The following is a 16,511-nucleotide window of genomic DNA, read 5'->3' as shown; positions in this document are numbered from 1 at the left end:
CTTCTTTGCTTGACGTCTTTATAGACCTTGGCACAGCGGATATGCTGGCCACAGCGAACGATATAGACCGTCGCTTCTTTGCCGCTCATGAGCTGAGACAAGACCTCGTCGATCAGGCCTTCTTCTAGCAGCGGCGCCAGGCGTTTGGGGACTTTCAATGCAAACTCAACCAGATACCGGCTTTGTTACCAAGCCACAGCGGTTACCGATCACCGTGGCTTCAATATGGCGCTCTTCACAGAACTCCATGTAGGCTTGATAAGCGCCATCGTAGGTCGTGTTGTTGAGCACATCGTCAATCACAATCGATCCACCGTCGACCAGCACGTCATAGAGCATTGGCAAGGTCTTTTTAATCGGAAGATAAAGATCCACGTCCAGAAACGCCAATTTCACTGGGCCTAACGTGGTGTAATCAAAGGTTGAGCAATCCGATTTAATGGCACGCACAAAGGGGAAGCTCGCAAAGTGTTTTTTCCAAACCTCAAAATCGTTGTACTCAAAACCTCTTAGATCGAGCAAGTTTTTGCCACGCGACTGAACCTCATAGTCAAGATCCGCCTTCGTAAACGATTCGAAGGTATCAATGGCGTAATAGGGTGTGGTTTCGGCCAGCTTTTGATTCTTGATGTGTTCAGCCAAAAATCGCGACGTCATCCCTCGCGCAACCCCAATTTCTACCACGCAACCCTCCACGTCTTTGACCCGTTCGAACTGGTTAATCAACGTTGCCAGCTGAATGGGCTCAATGCAGTAGGGATAAGTGGGTGCGCCCAATCCGAGATGTCTAAAAGCAATGGACTTAAGGGTTTCTTTGACTGGCTTTAACAGGGAGTTCATGGATTATCGTCAGGGTAAATGTTTAATTGAGTGGGATTGTAAGAGCCGATGAATCGCATGGCGAGGCACAGAGGCAATGTCATGTCCAATAAACGATAAGATAAGCTGCATACCAAGCAAAATTGGCATTGCAGCGATCATCACCGTGCCAGCCGAGGCGGGTACAAGTGTTTGAGATGACAAAAACCAGCCATGCAAACCGAAAAGCACGCCGAACAGCATCATCGGTACGCCAAAGAGCAGTTCAATCGAACCGATGGACATATCACGTAAAAAATAGTTGTAGCCAATTCTTTTAAAGAAGTTACGCAAGTGTTTGACGAAAAACTCGCCCGCAATATCCGAGACTTTCAAGTTACTGATTTCAGACTCGTAACGCGCATCCATCGGGATATCCATCACCATCGCACGTAGTGTGTTCAGGCGAAACAACATATCTGTCTCAAAAAAATATCGGTTGCTAATCTTTGAAAACGGCAGACGACGACAGACATTGGCATGCACTGCCGTGTAACCATTCGTGGGATCGAAAATAGTCCAATACCCTGACGACAACTTGTTCAACAAGGACAGCGCCGCATTGCCAAAAATTCTAATTTTCGGCATGCTTTTCAAGCTGGCTAAATCATAAAAGCGGTTGCCTTTGGTGTAATCCGCAAGGCCAGACACAATCGGCTGAATAAAGTACTGGATCAGTGACGCATCCATTTGCCCATCACCGTCAATCTTGACAATGATGTCTGCGCCATCATCGAGTGCCGCCTGGTAGCCCGTCATGACGGCGCCCCCAACGCCTTTATTATGGTCGTGAAACAGTACCTTTATCCGCGAGTCGTTGGCACGGTCGAGCACCGTCTGTCCTGACCGCTCGGGGCAGGCATCATCAATCACATAGATCAGGGCGACCATCGCCGGGATAGATTGACAGACCTGCAGGATGTGCTTGGCCACCCGAAAACACGGGATCACGACAGCGATACAGGGGTTTTGTGCGGTGTCGTACATGTTGCCCTAAAAAATACTGCGCCTGACTAATATTGGCGTTGTGCTCGCCGATGAGCGCGCTCAAGCGCTATTAGCCACTTTGTTCAAGCGGTTATGATACAAGTTTAACGACTTTCGTATTTACCGCATGACTGATCACTGTATTTGCTGCGACACTGCCATGGTGGTTGGCTTGCGCGACTGGCACAAGGTGTGTCGGGCCTGCCATTACGAAAGCGCGTCGCTCACCCCAACCATCAACGGTGCGCACCATTCGACCGAACTGAACGAAGCCGCGCGTTCGACGGGGCTCATGCAGGTTCGGCAACTGAACTTTCGTGCCTTGACCAAGCAAATCCTTAAGTACGTGCCGGCAGGATCCACCCTATTGGATGTTGGTTGCGCACATGGTTGGTTTTTAGATATCGCACGCGATCAATTCACCGTAGAGGGGATTGAGCCAGACCGGGCGGTTTACGAGCAAACGGCAAAGCGGGGGTTGCCGCTACGGTACGGGTATTTCCCCGAGGCGCTTGAGGCAAGCGACACTTATGATGTGATCACGTTTAACGATGTGATTGAACATATCCCAGCCATTGGCGCAGCTCTCCAAGCAGTGCGAAGCCACCTGAATCCGAACGGGATTTTATTAGTCAACGTCCCCGATCGAGACGGGGTGTTCTATCGCATCGCAACTTTCTTATGCCGCCTCGGCATCACATCGTTTTTCGATAGACTATGGCAAACGGGGCTACCGTCGCCACACGTTCATTACTTCAATCGCAAAACCCTGACGACGTTGTTGGCTAGATCAGGTTTCAAGGTTCACACATACGGGCGTTTAGAGACCATCGTCTTACATGGTTTGTACAAGCGCATCGCCTATGTGGGTAACAATCATGCGGTGATCAACGGCTTGTTGTATCTGGCGGTTGCTGCAGCCATCCCTGTCCTTAAATTGCTGCCCAGCGATATCCTTTACGTCATCGCAACGCCAGACAAGTGACCAAGTGTTGAAAGGCGCACAATAGCGATCTACCGCCCTTAATCCATCACCCGAGTCAACAGAAGTTCATCGTTCTGCCGGTTGATCTGATACAACCCACGCGCACCACCAATAGCGGCTGGATCAAAAATTGCGCTATTGTTGTCCCAAAATTGATCGTCACCCCGATATAAGGCGAGATAATCGAACCCATTGAGCAGGCCACTCAGTGCTTGCTGGCAAGTCCAGACGTCACCTTCAAAATATTTTTCACCTAAACTCCAGCACCAAGACATCGAGATCGTGTTCGGCAGCATGGCGTAATAGAACATGACGCGCTCAAGACCATTTGACTGTTGAGCAATGAAATAAATCTTGTCGTTTGGCTTGACGTGTTGTTTGACTTGGTCAGCGAAACCTTCGATCTGTTGTCGTAAGGCGTTGTCAGGCCCAACGGATTTGATCCCACCCAGCTCTGTCAGGAGTTGGCCGCTACTGAGCCCAGTCAGGGTAACCAGGCAGCACGAGGCAATCACTGCTTTTAGGTTGAACGAACGGTCATCATGATCGTCGAACAGCTTGACCAACACGAAACTGGCCCAGGCAAGCAAATAGGTCGACAAATAACGTTCGAACGACGCCAGTCGAACGCCTTCATACTCAGTAAAGATGACCAAGTAGCTCAGCAACAGCGCCGCCGCATAGCCCAAAAACCCAACAAACAACGCGGCCATCGTGACACCGCACAGCAAACGTTGAGGCGAACGGGCTTGGTAAACCACAAACAGACTGAGCAGCGCAAGTGCCCCGGCAACCATCAAGATGGTGGGATGCCAGTGCGTCAGGGGAACAGAAAGGCTGACATAGTCACTTGCCGTCACCCGATGGATAAACTCACCGACCGTGGTCAGCAGTCTTCGTTGATGCGACTCATCTTGCCAGTCTTTCAATGCTGGTATTGCAAGCGCTCTCGTGGCCCCGATGCTTTTGACGTACCAAGCCCAAGATTGCATGACCACGATCATGCCCGCCATCATCGAGACGATGCTGAGCCAGTTTTCTCGTAAGCCACTGAAGCGCGTGCGAGCCCGGACGCCAAAAAACCGTCGTTGCCCAGCGTTGGCCATCGAGAGGTTTACCGCATAGACAAAGATCGCGATCAGCGCCAGAAGAATACCGATCTCTTTTAACAACAGCAAGACGCAAACTGACAAGAGCAGAGCAAACCACACCGCGACAGTGCGATCTGACTTCACGGCAAAACTTAACGCCGCAGCAAAGCACATCCCCAACAGCGCGTCTGAGTAAAGGCTTGAAAACGAATAACCAAAGACGTAAATCAGGGTCGTGATCGACAAAAACAGCACAATCTTGATGGGGGTTGCGGCGCGAGCTAGGCCAGTCATGCAAAGCACCCCTGACAGCAGCCAAATATCTTGAGCAAACAGTGCCGTTTTTTCAGACCATCCGCAGAACTGCAGCACGTAATATTGAAACAGCTGCTGAATGGGTGGGTAAGACTTGAGAAAAATCGGTGAATTTTCTTTAAATAACGAGTCTGTCGTGTAAATCAACTTGGTGCTGGCTGCCCAGAACGAGAATTCATCCCAAAGCAAAAACCTGAAGTCGCGATCAATCGCCCAATAAAACCAGACTATCAGCAACACCACGGCGAGTGCCAGGCTGGTGGGCCGCGCAAAATCAAAAAACCGGTGCCTTGAGCCCGCGACCCCAAAAGCTAGTAAGGCTAAGCCTAGGCTGGTGGCAAGCCAGTATCCCCAGACGAGCAGATCGAAAATACCGAACAAATACAACAAAATGGCAACAAAACAGCAGTAAACAAAGGGGGCGGCGCCAAAGCCAAGCCTAAGCTTTTCAGCAAAAAATTTGAGATAACCCAAGCATGACAGGATTAGCAGCGCAACTTTGACATAGCTCATTTATTTTTCTTCGCCTTACTTCCTGATCTACCGGCTCTAGGGACAGTTTCTACGCGTGCCCGTCGAGTGCCGAAAGATAAACTTGCATCGCTTTCGCGCATAATCTCACTTTTCGTTATTTTGACATTAGATGCGCTGAAAATACGTAAATTGTATGTACTTTATACACATCTAGGCAGCCATATTCTCCACCTTCATCCAAACACGCTTGGCAGGACGAAACCAAAGGCTCACCCCGTAAACTGTTCAGCCCTCGCCGACACCGTTACAATCCAAGCAATTCGCACCAGTTTGAGGTATTTCGCGTGAGCGCACAGCAACCCTACCTAGATAAAACCATTCTGATCACCGGCGGTGCTGGTGCCATCGGAAGCAACCTCGCGCGAGCGTTGGCAGAGGCGGGGGCAGCCAAGGTCATTATTCTCGACGACCTTTCTGCGTCGTACGAATGGAGCATCCCTAATCTGCCAAACGTCCTGTTTGTGCACGGGAGCATTACCAACGATATTGATTTAAAACGTGTTTTTCACGAAAAACCCGAATATGTGTTTCATCTAGCGGCTTTCTTTGCCAATCAAAATTCAGTCGATTTCCCTGAAAAAGACCTGTTGGTGAGCCAATTAGGTACCGTCAAAATGCTCGAGTATTCGGTGCTGCAGGGCAACTTGAAGCGCTTTGTCTACGCCGGCTCAGGCTGCGCGATTTATGGCGCGCAGGCCCCGCTTCCGCTCAAAGAAGAGTTCGTCTCTATGCACTTGACGACCCCTTACCAAATTTCAAAGATGGCCGGCGAGCTTTACTGCAACTTTTATTGGCATCACTACAACCTGCCCATCGTTAAGACACGCTTTTTCAATTCTTATGGGCCAGGCGAAGTCCCCGGTCAGTATCGCAACGTCATCCCCAATTTCATCTATTGGGCCATGAAGGGTCAACCACTGCCCATTACAGGCGACGGTAAGATGACGCGTGACTTTACCTATGTGATGGACATCGTCGATGCGCTCATGCGCGCCGGTATCGAAGAAAGAGCCATTGGTGCCGAGATGAATATCGCCTCAGCCCGCGAAACAGAAATTGTGGAAATGGCTGAAACGATCAACCAACTGACCGGCAACACGGCCGGTTTGTTGTACACCGATCGTCGTAAGTGGGATACCAAATCACGCTTGCTCGCGAGCGTTGATCGCGCACGAGATCTCTTAGGATACAACCCACAGACCAGCTTTGAAGACGGCTTGCGCACCACCATTGACTGGTTCAAAGCGAATTGGGACAACATCTGCAGAGACGCTGAATTCCCGCCAGGGATGTCGTCAGCCGTCAAAAACTACGTGCTCCGCCAAGGAAACGATCGTTAATGAAGCAGGTCGTCCAGAGTTACAAGACGGGTGAGGTGGCGCTTCGTGATGTACCGGTGCCTCAATGCGGCAGCAAGAGAATTCTGGTGCGTCATCAAAACTCTCTGATCAGCCTTGGCACAGAGCGTTCGACAATCGAGCTCGGTCGCAAATCCTTGCTGGGCAAAGCCGCCGCGCGTCCAGATTTGGTGCGACGTGCCTGGGATAAAGCGAAAAAAGAAGGTCTGCTGAAAACCTGGCAAGAGGCGATGGGTCGTTTAGATACCCCCACCCCACTGGGCTATAGCGGTGCTGGCGTCGTTGAGCAATGCGGTCTGGCTGCCACCGAGTTTTCACCTGGCGATCGCGTTGCCTGTGTTGGCCAAGGCTTTGCCTCGCACGCAGACTTTGTGTCTATTCCCGTCAATCTGGCCTGCAGAATCCCAAACGGCGTTTCTTTTGAAGAAGCTGCTTTCGGCATGCTCGGCATCATTGCCCTGCATGGTATACGAAGCGCCAACCTGACCTTTGGGTCACGGGTCGTGGTGATGGGCCTGGGCCTATTAGGGCTACTCACGATTCAAATGCTGCGTGCCTATGGTTGCGAGGTCATTGCAATCGATCCGGCCTCAGACAAAACCGAGCTGGCGCGACGCCTTGGGTTTTCACACGTCACCACCGAGTCGGCTGAACTTGAGACGCTCTGCGATCATATAACGGGCGGTGCGGGGGCAGATGCCATCATCATTACCGCGTCGACCAAAGATCGCGGCCCCGTGGACCAAGCGGTACAGCTATCTCGTCCCAAAGGTCGTATCGTGGTGGTCGGCGTTGCCGACATTCACCCAGACCGTAACGAGCTGTGGCAAAAAGAGGTCGACATCGTCGTCTCGAAAGCGGCGGGCCCTGGTTCGGTTGATCCGGTGTATGAGATCGAAGGGGTAGACTTGCCCATTGGCGAAGTCCGTTGGACGCAGAAACGCAATCTGCAAGAGTTTCTGCGCCTCATCGCTGACAAAAAAGTCGATGTTCAGTCGCTCATTACCCATCGTTTCAATATCGATCAGGCGCAAAGCGTTTATACGCAATTTGTTGCCGGTCAGCTGGTGCAGCCTATCGGTGTGTTGCTAGCGTATCCGAATCAAACCGCCATCGAGCGACACCTGCCGATGGCTGCCGCAAGCGCCCGCAAAAAGAGTGCCGATAACCCCGTTTCAGTCGGCGTGATCGGTGCTGGCTTATTCGGTAAGGCCCTGCTCTTGCCCGCGTTGCAATCGCAAACCAAAGTTGCTTTGCATACGCTGGTGACAGGCTCTGGCGCAAGCGTTGAGCATAGCGCCAGAAAATTCGGCTTTACCAACCAAGCCACCGAATCATCAGCGGTTTGGCAAAACCCAGACATTGATGCCGTCGTCGGGATCACGCCCCATAGCAATCACGCCAAACTCGTCAGTCAAGCCATTGAACATGGCAAAGCGCTGTTTCTTGAGAAGCCCCTCTGCACCACTGCGGATGAGCTCAACCAATTACGGGCGCAAGCGGCGGCTGCGTCGACTCTACCCATTCTCTTTGTCGGCCACAATCGTCGCTACTCGCCACACACCATCCAGATGTTGAAGTGGTTGGCCTCCCGCCAATCGCCGTTAGTGCTGCAGATGCGAATCAACACGGGCTTTGTCCCCGCCTCACATTGGGTACACAGCGAAGATGAAGGCAGAAGCCGCGTGGTGGGCGAAATGTCGCACTTCATTGACTTGATCCAATGCCTGACGCGCGCAAGCATCATCAGAGTTGCCGCAGAGCGGATTTCAGGCGACAACAGCAGCGCCGTCAACAATGACAACATGGCCCTCAGCTTCAAACTCGATGATGGCTCAGTCGGCACGATGATTTATTCGGCCTCAGGTGATAAAGCGTACTCACGCGAGATGACTGAAATCTTCTTCGATGGCAAGACCATCGTGTCGAAAGATTTTCGAGTGAGCGAATTGCACAAAAACGGCAAGACCGAAACATTTAAGACCAGCGGCCAAGAAATGGGCTATGCACAAGAGTTGAACGCTTTTATTGACTGTGCCGCGGGCAAGACCGAGCCAGAGGTATCGACCGCCGCAATGTTTGGCACGATGGATGCCATCTTCGCCATCGAACAAGCCTTGGCATCTGGTCAAACGGTTTCACTCGCCGACCTGAAGGTGTTGTCAGCGTGAATATTCTGCTGGTGACTGACTCCTACCCCCCCGAGATTCGCTCGGCGTCGCATTTGATGCTCGAATTGGCGCAAGAACTGTCCTATCGGGGACACAAGGTTACCGTCATCACCACTTGGCCTGAATACAACCTTGATCAAACCGTCGCGCTGCGTGCCTTTGATGAGTCAGAACTTGAGGGTGAAATTCGCGTCATTCGCGTCAAAACCTTACCGCATCACAACGTGAATTACGTCGTGCGGGGATTAGCGCAATTGATCATGCCTTGGCAATTTCTGCGCAAGCTCAGACAATATCGCATCAAGCCCGACGCTGTTGTGGTCTATAGCCCCCCGTTACCCTTGGCCTTGGTAGGCAGCGCGCTCAGAAAAAAGGGTGCTCGATATCTGCTGAACGTGCAAGATTTGTTCCCGCAAAATGCCATCGATTTGGGTATTTTGCGCAGCCCGCTTCAAATCAAGTTATTCAAAGCGCTTGAGAAATACGCTTATCAAACCTCAGATGTGGTGACCGTGCACTCTGAAGGCAATAAAGCGGTACTCGAGCGCGAACACCCCAGTATCCGTCGTTACCTGAGGATCTTGCACAATTGGGTCGACATCGACCACCACACCACCCGCCATGCTGCACTCGACGATACCGAGGATGATTACAGATGCAAGTGGGGCATTACCCATCGCCATGTCGCCGTGTTTGCGGGGGTGATGGGGCCGTCGCAGTATCTTGATTTGATTTTAGATATTGCCGAGCAAATGCAAGATCAAACCGACTTGCTGTTTTTGTTGGTCGGGGATGGTAAAGAAAAGCAACGATTGCAAGCCTTGGCGCAAAGCAAAAACCTGAACAATGTCCGGTTTGAAGGCTTTGTGTCGCGCGAGGCTTATCCGAAGTTGCTGGATGCCTGTACGATTGGTTTGGTGTGCCTTAGCCCGCAAAACCAAACCCCTGTGGTGCCGGGCAAGATCCTAGGGCACATGGCTGCTGGGTTGCCAGTCGCAGCATTTCTTCAAGCTGCGAGCGATGGTCATCAGTTGATAATTGAGGCGCAGTGTGGGGTTTCGGCTGACTCAGCTCATCCTGAGGCTTGTGTCGCAGCGATGAAAGCTTTACTGGCGAACCAAGAAAACCTGCAAGCCTTGGGTCACGCTGGCAAAGCCTATGCGATTGCAAATTTCTCTAAACAGGTTTGTGTCAGCCAACTTGAAGAGATGTTGCTGACCCCAGCCGACGCATTCGACTAAAAAGACGACAAACGCTTATTTGCCAAGTACGTCACTCAGACAATGCACTGTCGTGGCGTTTGTATTGATCCAAACCAGCACTGCGCCCGTCTCGTTAATGCGCACAAAGCTGTCCAACTGATCAACGTCGTTAATCGCGTCACTGTTGGGGTTCTCAATCACAATCAAATCCGCGACTTGCCCCAGACGCGCCATTTGTTGGTGGTACTCAGGATTGGTTTGCCCGAGGTAGTAGAGTGTTCGGTTTGGTAACCAAAGCACCTTCTTGTTAAAGTCGAGCTCGAAGTTCCAGGGTTGATCAGCAAAGACGCGCGCCTCGCGCGAACACGTTTGCATGAAATTGTGGATGGGTGAGGTTCGTACGCTAACTGAACTGATTTCGATCCCATTGAATTTGCTAAACAAAAGCCATCCTCTGAAGGACGAATAGCTCGTACTCAGCATCAAAGCGATGATCGCCAGCCCAAGGCTTTTGAGGACAGGCTGGGCGAGTCGACGAACGCTAGCAATCAACAGCACCATCAGCACTGGGAACACTGGGGCAAGAATTCGGTTATCGAAGGGCACCTTATTATCGAAAAAGCTAATCGCCCCATACAACAATGACAGGTAGATGAGGACGTAACTTGACCCCACCATCAACGGGATCTGGTCGGGTGAACACAGCTCACTGGCGAAACCGGCACGGCCTTGTCTGAGCGACGGTTGCGCGCTGAGTTTGTTTAAGAGCACTGCGAATAGCAAGCAACCTAGCGGCAAACACAATAAAAGCGCACCGAGCCAAGGTGCCAGCGTTTTTAGCCAGTGGGTGCCATTGCCTGCACCAGCCGGCAGCAGCCAGTGACCGATGGTGCTCAAGGCATGCTGCAAGGTATCCAGCGGCAAGGCGCGAAAGACAATCTTCCTTGCCGTTGCCGCACTGTCACCGACACCACGATGCAAAGTCCAAGGCGCAAAAATCATCAGAGGGATCAGTAGCTGGACAACCGCGCGACGCAGTCTGACCCACATCTTCGCTTCAGTCGAAAAAGCAAATATCGCGGCCGCATTCAGCATCGGCATGGCCAAACCCGTGTAGCGCGTCAATAGCGCTAACGTGGCAAAAAGTATCAGCAGCGCTCGGTACCAAGCCTGGGAGGACCGCTGTTGCATCGACAAGAGCAGCAGTATGTCGCCAAGCATCAACGCCATGAAGAGTGGCTCAGTCCAAGCGTAGTAATGAATCAAGGCAAGAGGCGGTTGCAAGCAAATTAACGCCGCCATGACCACCGCCAACCACTCAGCTGACGGGATAAATCGCTTTAAGAGCGTCACAAGCAGTAAGTAATTGAGGCCGTATAACAGAGCATTCAGAACCCGAGCGCCCAACATCACATCCGCATGAAACACTGCCCCAAAGGCGGCAACAGCGGCTGGATAAAGCGGCGGCCATTGCGTGCTCAAATAGCTGAGCCCTTGCCCACTGAGCATCCCGCTTGCCCCTTTCAGATAAGAGGCGGAATCTGGGCTGACCCCTAAGCCGTGCGGTGTCGTGTACAACACCACTGCCGCAGCCACAACGATAACGAGAAACGAAAAGATCGCGCGCATCGGGGATATCCGCTCAACGTCAACCAACGATTAGATTCTCATTTTGTTAAAAACGAAGTTGGGTAAGTGGCGAATGATCATCATGATCAAGGCCCACTTACCAGGGACATACGCCAGCGGCTTACCGGCATCGATCGCCGCCACGATGCCTTCTGCGACCGTCTCAACAGACGCCATTTTCATCCCTTGCGCTTTCAAATGAGCAGTCATGGGGGTATCGGTTGGACCGGGCTTTACCAACACAACGCGAACGGCCGTACCTGCAAAACGATGCTGCAAACCCTGCGCATAGCGCGTGACCAGCCCTTTGGCTGCCCCATAGACATAATTCGACTGACGCCCTCGATCGCCCGCCACTGATCCCATCACAGCGATCGTGCCTTTACCCGCCTTTTCCATGTGCTGAGCAAACGCCTCAGCGTATAGCACTGGTGAAAGCGCATTAATTTGCAGTTCTGCACCGTTAAACGCCAAATCGCGCTGGCTTCTCTCTTGATCACCCAGTGAGCCGTGCGCGATCAACGCAATATCCGTCGACGAGGTCGCTTCGATGCGATCGATCACCGATTGAATCTGGGTTGGATTCAAAAATTCAACGACTTGAACGGTCGTCGACACCTGTTGATTGCGCGCCCTGAGGTCAGTCGCAAGACGTTCGAGCCGCTCGATGTCTCGTCCCAGCAAGACAAACTCGATTGCTTGACCTGTCATGGCCCAAAGCCGCGCACAGTGGGTGGCAATGGCAGAGGTCGCGCCCACAATCACTATTTTCTTTTGCATGACGATTTCTTTACCTTAATCAATGAGCCGCTTGGACATCGCTGAGCGAATACCAGGATCCCGATATTTTAAAAACTCACCCAATCTGGGATAACCCGCCTCAAATAAATCCCTCGGCATCCTCGCGTCTTTAGCCAGATATATTCGCCCACGCGCCTCACGCACAATACTGTCTAACCGGTCAAACAGCGCCAGTGTTTGTTTGCCTCGGTTCGGAAAATCAAGGGCGAGCGTGACCCCAGGCTGGGGGAAACTCAACATCCCCAAGGGCTGGCGCTGACCGAACGTTTTCAATACGCTTAAAAATGAACCTTGCCCAGAACGACCAATTTCTTTGAGCATCGCCGCGGTCGCGTCTTGACCAACCTCGCGGGGCACAACACTCTGATACTGATAAAAGCCCTTGGGCCCATAGAGTTTGTTCCAGTCGTGCAGATGATCGAGCGGATAGAAAAAAGGTTGGTAATGGGTGAGCGACCGGCCTGTCTTGCGACTGTTATGCCAAAAATACAAATGGTTGAACGGTTTTAGCGACCATTGATTAATCAACGAAACTGGGGGCACAAACGGGACATTTTTGCCCTTGCTCTTGGGTGAAGGTGAGGCGGCGGTCACTCGCTCATCCATCGCGGTGAAGTTTGCCCGCATAAAAATACCGCGCCCCCCGCTGCCATCGAGGCAATCGATCCAAGAGACCGTGTTTTCCCAGTCAGCCTCAGACTCATCCGACAGGGCAAAAAACTGACTCAAGTCAAAATAAGGTTTGGATTCGGCTTCAAGCCAGGCGCTGGGGATTTGTCTTAACTGGATGGTGACTTGCACGATCAATCCGGTCAACCCTATCCCACCTACTGTGGCAGCAAACCAGTCAGGTTTTGATGTTGGCCCGCAATCGATGACTTCACCGGTAGTACGCAAAAGTCGTATCTGTTCAACATGGTCACCAAAAGAGCCGAACGCATGGTGATTTTTACCGTGGACATCATTGGCCACTGCCCCGCCCACCGTGACCATTTGGGTACCGGGGGTCACGGGTAGCATCCAACCCATAGGCACCGTCAGCGCCATGATGTCTTTGAGCAAAACACCCGGTTCACAGACCAGTCGGCCCGTCTCAGGGTCGAATGCAATCAGGTGATCCAACCCTCGGGTGGCCCAGAGATGCCCGTCAGGATTCAGACACGCATCACCGTAACTGCGACCGTTACCATAGGCAACCCCAGGCAAAGCATTCGCTAATGTCGCCTGCAGCAGCGCGGGTCTGGGATCAACCAGATCGATCGTCTGCTGTGGTGCGTCACTAAGACGCCCCCAAGACGTGGCCGTCCTCACCACACCCCCCTTGGCAACCCGAATATTGAGCGACCTGGCGACGATCTCTCGGTCAGGTTTGCGCACGAGGCGAATAATGCGAAAATCTGGCTTAAATGAGATAGTTTCAATCAATCACCTCAAGGCTAAAATGCCCAAGCATGATAACTCAGTGGCTCGGTCTACAAGCACTGTCGGACTTGGATTACTCAAGTTAACGCGTCCAAAACAGTGGGTGAAAAACGGATTTGTTCTTGCACCGCTCATATTTACCGGGTCTTTTCTCGACCCTCAGGCAATTAGTCGGGCATTGATTGCCCTGATCCTTTTTTGTATTGGGTCATCGGCTGCTTACATTGTCAACGATCTGCAGGATATCGAACGCGATCGGCAACATCCGAAGAAGTCTCGCACGCGCCCGCTCGCGGCCGGGCATGTCACCCCGAGCCAAGCGCTGCTCTTGCTCGCGGTGCTATACAGCCTGCTCATCCTGGGCTGGTTTATCGAGCCTCGGGTCATCTATGTGATCGCGGGGTATCTAACCCTGAATTTGAGCTATTCATTTTTTCTCAAACACCAACCGGTGCTGGATATTTTTACGATTGCCATCGGCTTTGTCACAAGGGTATGGGCGGGGGCGATTGCCTTGAGCGTCCCGATCTCTGGCTGGATGTTTGTGACGACCTTATGTCTTGCTTTGTACCTCGCCGCCGTCAAGCGGGGGCAAGAACTGAATTTAAGCGGCACTGAGGGGCGAGAAGTACTAAAAAAATATACGAAGCCCTTGATAGACCGTTATGCTGAGATGTCTGCGACATGCGCACTGATTTTTTATAGTATGTTCGTCATGTCGAGCCGGCCCGAGTTAGTCGTCACCGTACCCGTCGTGCTGTTTGGTTTATTTCGTTATTGGTATGTGGTTGATGCGCTCGATGCCGGCGAATCACCGACAGATGCACTACTCGGAGACGCCCCGTTATTCGGCACGGTGATTGTCTGGGTTGGCATGTGTGTTTGGGCTTTATGGCCAGCTAAGTAAGGTTGCTATGCACTACGCTTATCTCTTTACCCCGTTCGTGACATGGGCGATTGCCGGGTCACTGAAATTCGCCGTTAATAGTGCGCGAGCGAAGAAACTTGCCTTTGGCCTGATTGGGTATGGCGGTATGCCCAGTAATCATTCTGCTATCGTTTGCAGCATGGCATCGCTGATCGCTTGCAAGCAAGGCTTTGAGGACCCAGCCTTAGGCGTTGCCGTTGCCCTAGCGTTTATTGTGATGCTGGATGCCAGCAGCTTGAGAAGGCAGATCGGCAAGCACGCCGTAGCGATCAACTCTCTTAACGCCCATTCAGTGGCATCAACACCAACACTCAGAGAGCGTATGGGTCACTCACCAACAGAGATCTTGGCGGGTGCGCTCTTGGGTATCGTGGTTGGGTGGTTGATCGGACGCTACTTGAATTAACGTGACCCAAAGTATTCAACCGTGACCTCAACCTTAGACAAACATCCGTCCACCACAACAACGGTGGCGATGAGCCATCGAACGCCTTTGTATCTGATCCTGTTGAGCACCTTGCTCAGTGGCGTGATTTTCTTTTCGTTTGGGCATGTCATCAATGCGTTCCCCAACGACGCACCGCCCACCGAGTGGTATTCATTTTTCTCCAGAACGCTCTTCGACGCGCACACAGAATATTCAGCCGAATCGGTTTTGCTACCTTTGGTGGCGAAGCTACTCGGGGCCAATGAAACGCCCAGAGTGTACGAGGGCTTCTGCGTCGCTTTGAATCTTTGCCTGCTTCCACTGATCACGCTTTACGCTTACACCTTGTGGCAATCGCCGTGGCGCTCAGTCGCGTTCATGGTGGTGTTTGCCGTGACGTTTAAATATCTGTGGGCCTACACACTGGGGTTTCCCGACCCCCTCACCATCGCTTTGTTATGTTTGGCTGGGCTGTCAGCGCTCATGCAGAAGCCTTTCGTCACCGCGATTTTCATTTTTTTTGCTGGCCTATCTCACTTCAGTTCAACGGTGCTTGCGTCAGGCTGTTTGATGGTCGCTGTCTTTTGTTCGACGACTGAAGCACCGTTATCTCAACGCCTGAGGTTCATCGCTTATTGTTTAGGTGCTCTCATCGCCTGCAAATTATTTTTACAGCTCTGGTACTTCTACTTCGATTACAAACTTGAAACCCGCGTGGATTGGGTGCTGGGCAAAGATCTCTCTTTCTTCAAAGCTCGTTACTTTTTAAGCCGTCGCACCTTTTGGCTCACCCCGGGGGTTTCTCTCTTGTTGCTCTACTGCATGCTGATAGCTTATTGGCTACTCAAGAAGCGCCTCTTACTTGCTTTAGCCGCACTCTTTTCGTTAGTGATCGGTTACACGGCTTTGTTTTTCACCATCGACGGGGCGAGGGTTTTTTATATCGTCATCCCAGCAGCTTATGTTTATTTTTTAAGTACTGTCATTTCGACAGCATTTAAAGCGAAGGGCAACAATAGAACCGCTGTCGTTGGTTAGGTATTTTTCAATCGTCTTTTTGCATAATCGACCAAGGGTGTTTCTACCCAACGATGAAACCCTGCACTAAACACGATGACGGAAGATACGGCCAACACTAATCCACCAAACCAAAGTACGTTATCACTGAAAATGCCGACCTGACGAATGAAGGTCATCAGCGCTTTGATAGGGATAGAGAGCAAGAAAAAATGAGTCAAATATACTGAGTAAGAGATCTTGCCCAGATATCTCAATTTTTTAGCACTTAATAATTGTTTCAATAAAACCGAGTTCTGAATACCGATCAGCATTGCACCGGTACCCAAGGCCGTGATGATGCTTTCATAACCGCTCAAGACTTGATCGAGATGATAAAAATCAAGCTTCAGGGTGTATAAAAATACGCCAATGATAAAAATCAAATAAGCCCACGTTGGTTTAAACGTTGGGCTGTGCGTAAAAACCATATAGCCCAGCACGAAGTGAAATATAAATTGAGCTGAACCAGATAAAAATCCGGTACCGAGCAACAGCAGCGCAAAACAAACACCGACCCGACGGCAGACAAACGTAACGATTGGCAGCAATGAAGAAAACACGACTTCAATGGACAACGTCCAACCCTGCGGCACCAGCGACGGGGATTGCCCGAAAGGCAGAAGAAAAAATCCAGCCCATTGCGAAGTATCTAGCGTTCGTCTAACGATGTAAATCGACGACGCTAAAAATAGCCAGAGAACGGCATAGGGTAGCCAAATACGGGCGATACGAAGCAATATGTAT

14 protein-coding genes and 1 pseudogene are annotated in these 16,511 nt (G+C 51.5%); 7 read left to right on the top strand and 8 right to left on the bottom strand.

Going from position 1 to position 16,511, the window contains the following annotated elements; translation table 11 throughout:
• From AC1W8Y_RS14395 to AC1W8Y_RS14385, 3 genes and pseudogenes are all read right to left on the bottom strand, one after another.
• Positions 1 to 158: pseudogene (locus tag AC1W8Y_RS14395) on the bottom strand (PA4780 family RIO1-like protein kinase); the annotation flags it as partial.
• Positions 159 to 165: 7 nt separating this feature from the next.
• Positions 166 to 840 carry a TylF/MycF/NovP-related O-methyltransferase gene (locus tag AC1W8Y_RS14390; RefSeq protein ID WP_482015189.1) on the bottom strand — a complete coding sequence of 225 codons (675 nt, stop codon included), beginning with the start codon at positions 838 to 840 and terminating at the stop codon, positions 166 to 168.
• A 9-nt stretch (positions 841 to 849) separates the two neighbouring features.
• Positions 850 to 1,845 (bottom strand): glycosyltransferase family 2 protein, encoded by a 996-nt coding sequence (locus AC1W8Y_RS14385; RefSeq protein ID WP_482015188.1) that lies wholly within the window; start codon positions 1,843 to 1,845, stop codon positions 850 to 852.
• A 127-nt stretch (positions 1,846 to 1,972) separates the two neighbouring features.
• Here AC1W8Y_RS14385 and AC1W8Y_RS14380 point away from each other — a divergent pair, with 127 nt between their 5' ends.
• Positions 1,973 to 2,830, top strand: coding sequence for a class I SAM-dependent methyltransferase (locus AC1W8Y_RS14380; protein WP_482015187.1), 858 nt, complete (start codon positions 1,973 to 1,975; stop codon positions 2,828 to 2,830).
• 38 nt (positions 2,831 to 2,868) lie between these two features.
• On the opposite strand, the gene AC1W8Y_RS14375 is transcribed toward AC1W8Y_RS14380, so the two are convergent.
• On the bottom strand, positions 2,869 to 4,749 hold the full coding sequence (locus tag AC1W8Y_RS14375; protein WP_482015186.1) for a hypothetical protein: 1,881 nt from the start codon (positions 4,747 to 4,749) through the stop codon (positions 2,869 to 2,871).
• Positions 4,750 to 5,054: 305 nt separating this feature from the next.
• Here AC1W8Y_RS14375 and AC1W8Y_RS14370 point away from each other — a divergent pair, with 305 nt between their 5' ends.
• From AC1W8Y_RS14370 to AC1W8Y_RS14360, 3 genes are read left to right on the top strand one after another with little or no spacing between them, the layout of a single operon-like run.
• Complete coding sequence (locus AC1W8Y_RS14370) at positions 5,055 to 6,110, top strand: NAD-dependent epimerase/dehydratase family protein (protein WP_482015185.1); 1,056 nt, start codon at positions 5,055 to 5,057, stop codon at positions 6,108 to 6,110.
• Complete coding sequence (locus AC1W8Y_RS14365) at positions 6,110 to 8,299, top strand: bi-domain-containing oxidoreductase (protein ID WP_482015184.1); 2,190 nt, start codon at positions 6,110 to 6,112, stop codon at positions 8,297 to 8,299. Before AC1W8Y_RS14370 ends, AC1W8Y_RS14365 begins: the two co-directional genes overlap by 1 nt.
• Positions 8,296 to 9,540, top strand: coding sequence for a glycosyltransferase family 4 protein (locus tag AC1W8Y_RS14360; protein WP_482015183.1), 1,245 nt, complete (start codon positions 8,296 to 8,298; stop codon positions 9,538 to 9,540). Before AC1W8Y_RS14365 ends, AC1W8Y_RS14360 begins: the two co-directional genes overlap by 4 nt.
• A gap of 15 nt (positions 9,541 to 9,555) precedes the next feature.
• Here the strand turns inward: AC1W8Y_RS14360 and AC1W8Y_RS14355 are convergent, their stop codons facing one another.
• Genes AC1W8Y_RS14355 through AC1W8Y_RS14345 form a run of 3 tightly spaced genes read right to left on the bottom strand, consistent with a single transcriptional unit; the run spans position 9,556 to position 13,356 of the window.
• Positions 9,556 to 11,130, bottom strand: coding sequence for a hypothetical protein (locus AC1W8Y_RS14355; protein WP_482015182.1), 1,575 nt, complete (start codon positions 11,128 to 11,130; stop codon positions 9,556 to 9,558).
• Positions 11,131 to 11,160: 30 nt separating this feature from the next.
• Positions 11,161 to 11,910, bottom strand: coding sequence for an SDR family NAD(P)-dependent oxidoreductase (locus tag AC1W8Y_RS14350; protein WP_482015181.1), 750 nt, complete (start codon positions 11,908 to 11,910; stop codon positions 11,161 to 11,163).
• Positions 11,911 to 11,925: 15 nt separating this feature from the next.
• Positions 11,926 to 13,356 carry an FAD-binding oxidoreductase gene (locus AC1W8Y_RS14345; RefSeq protein WP_482015180.1) on the bottom strand — a complete coding sequence of 477 codons (1,431 nt, stop codon included), beginning with the start codon at positions 13,354 to 13,356 and terminating at the stop codon, positions 11,926 to 11,928.
• A 37-nt stretch (positions 13,357 to 13,393) separates the two neighbouring features.
• On the opposite strand from AC1W8Y_RS14345, the gene AC1W8Y_RS14340 reads away from it, so the two are divergent.
• From AC1W8Y_RS14340 to AC1W8Y_RS14330, 3 genes are read left to right on the top strand one after another with little or no spacing between them, the layout of a single operon-like run.
• Entirely contained in the window at positions 13,394 to 14,260 is an 867-nt protein-coding gene (locus AC1W8Y_RS14340; RefSeq protein ID WP_482015179.1) for a decaprenyl-phosphate phosphoribosyltransferase, read from the top strand.
• 7 nt (positions 14,261 to 14,267) lie between these two features.
• On the top strand, positions 14,268 to 14,687 hold the full coding sequence (locus AC1W8Y_RS14335; RefSeq protein WP_482015178.1) for a divergent PAP2 family protein: 420 nt from the start codon (positions 14,268 to 14,270) through the stop codon (positions 14,685 to 14,687).
• Positions 14,688 to 14,708: 21 nt separating this feature from the next.
• Positions 14,709 to 15,746: a hypothetical protein gene (locus AC1W8Y_RS14330; protein ID WP_482015177.1), complete on the top strand. Its 1,038-nt coding sequence runs from the start codon at positions 14,709 to 14,711 to the stop codon at positions 15,744 to 15,746.
• On the opposite strand, the gene AC1W8Y_RS14325 is transcribed toward AC1W8Y_RS14330, so the two are convergent.
• Positions 15,743 to 16,511 (bottom strand): acyltransferase family protein (locus AC1W8Y_RS14325; protein ID WP_482015176.1); only part of this gene is annotated, 769 nt, incomplete at its 5' end. The genes AC1W8Y_RS14330 and AC1W8Y_RS14325 overlap by 4 nt on opposite strands.

It is taken from the genome of Jezberella sp. (assembly GCF_964834465.1).
Note: the sequence above shows the minus strand (reverse complement) of the source record. Positions and strands in the feature narration are given on the sequence as shown.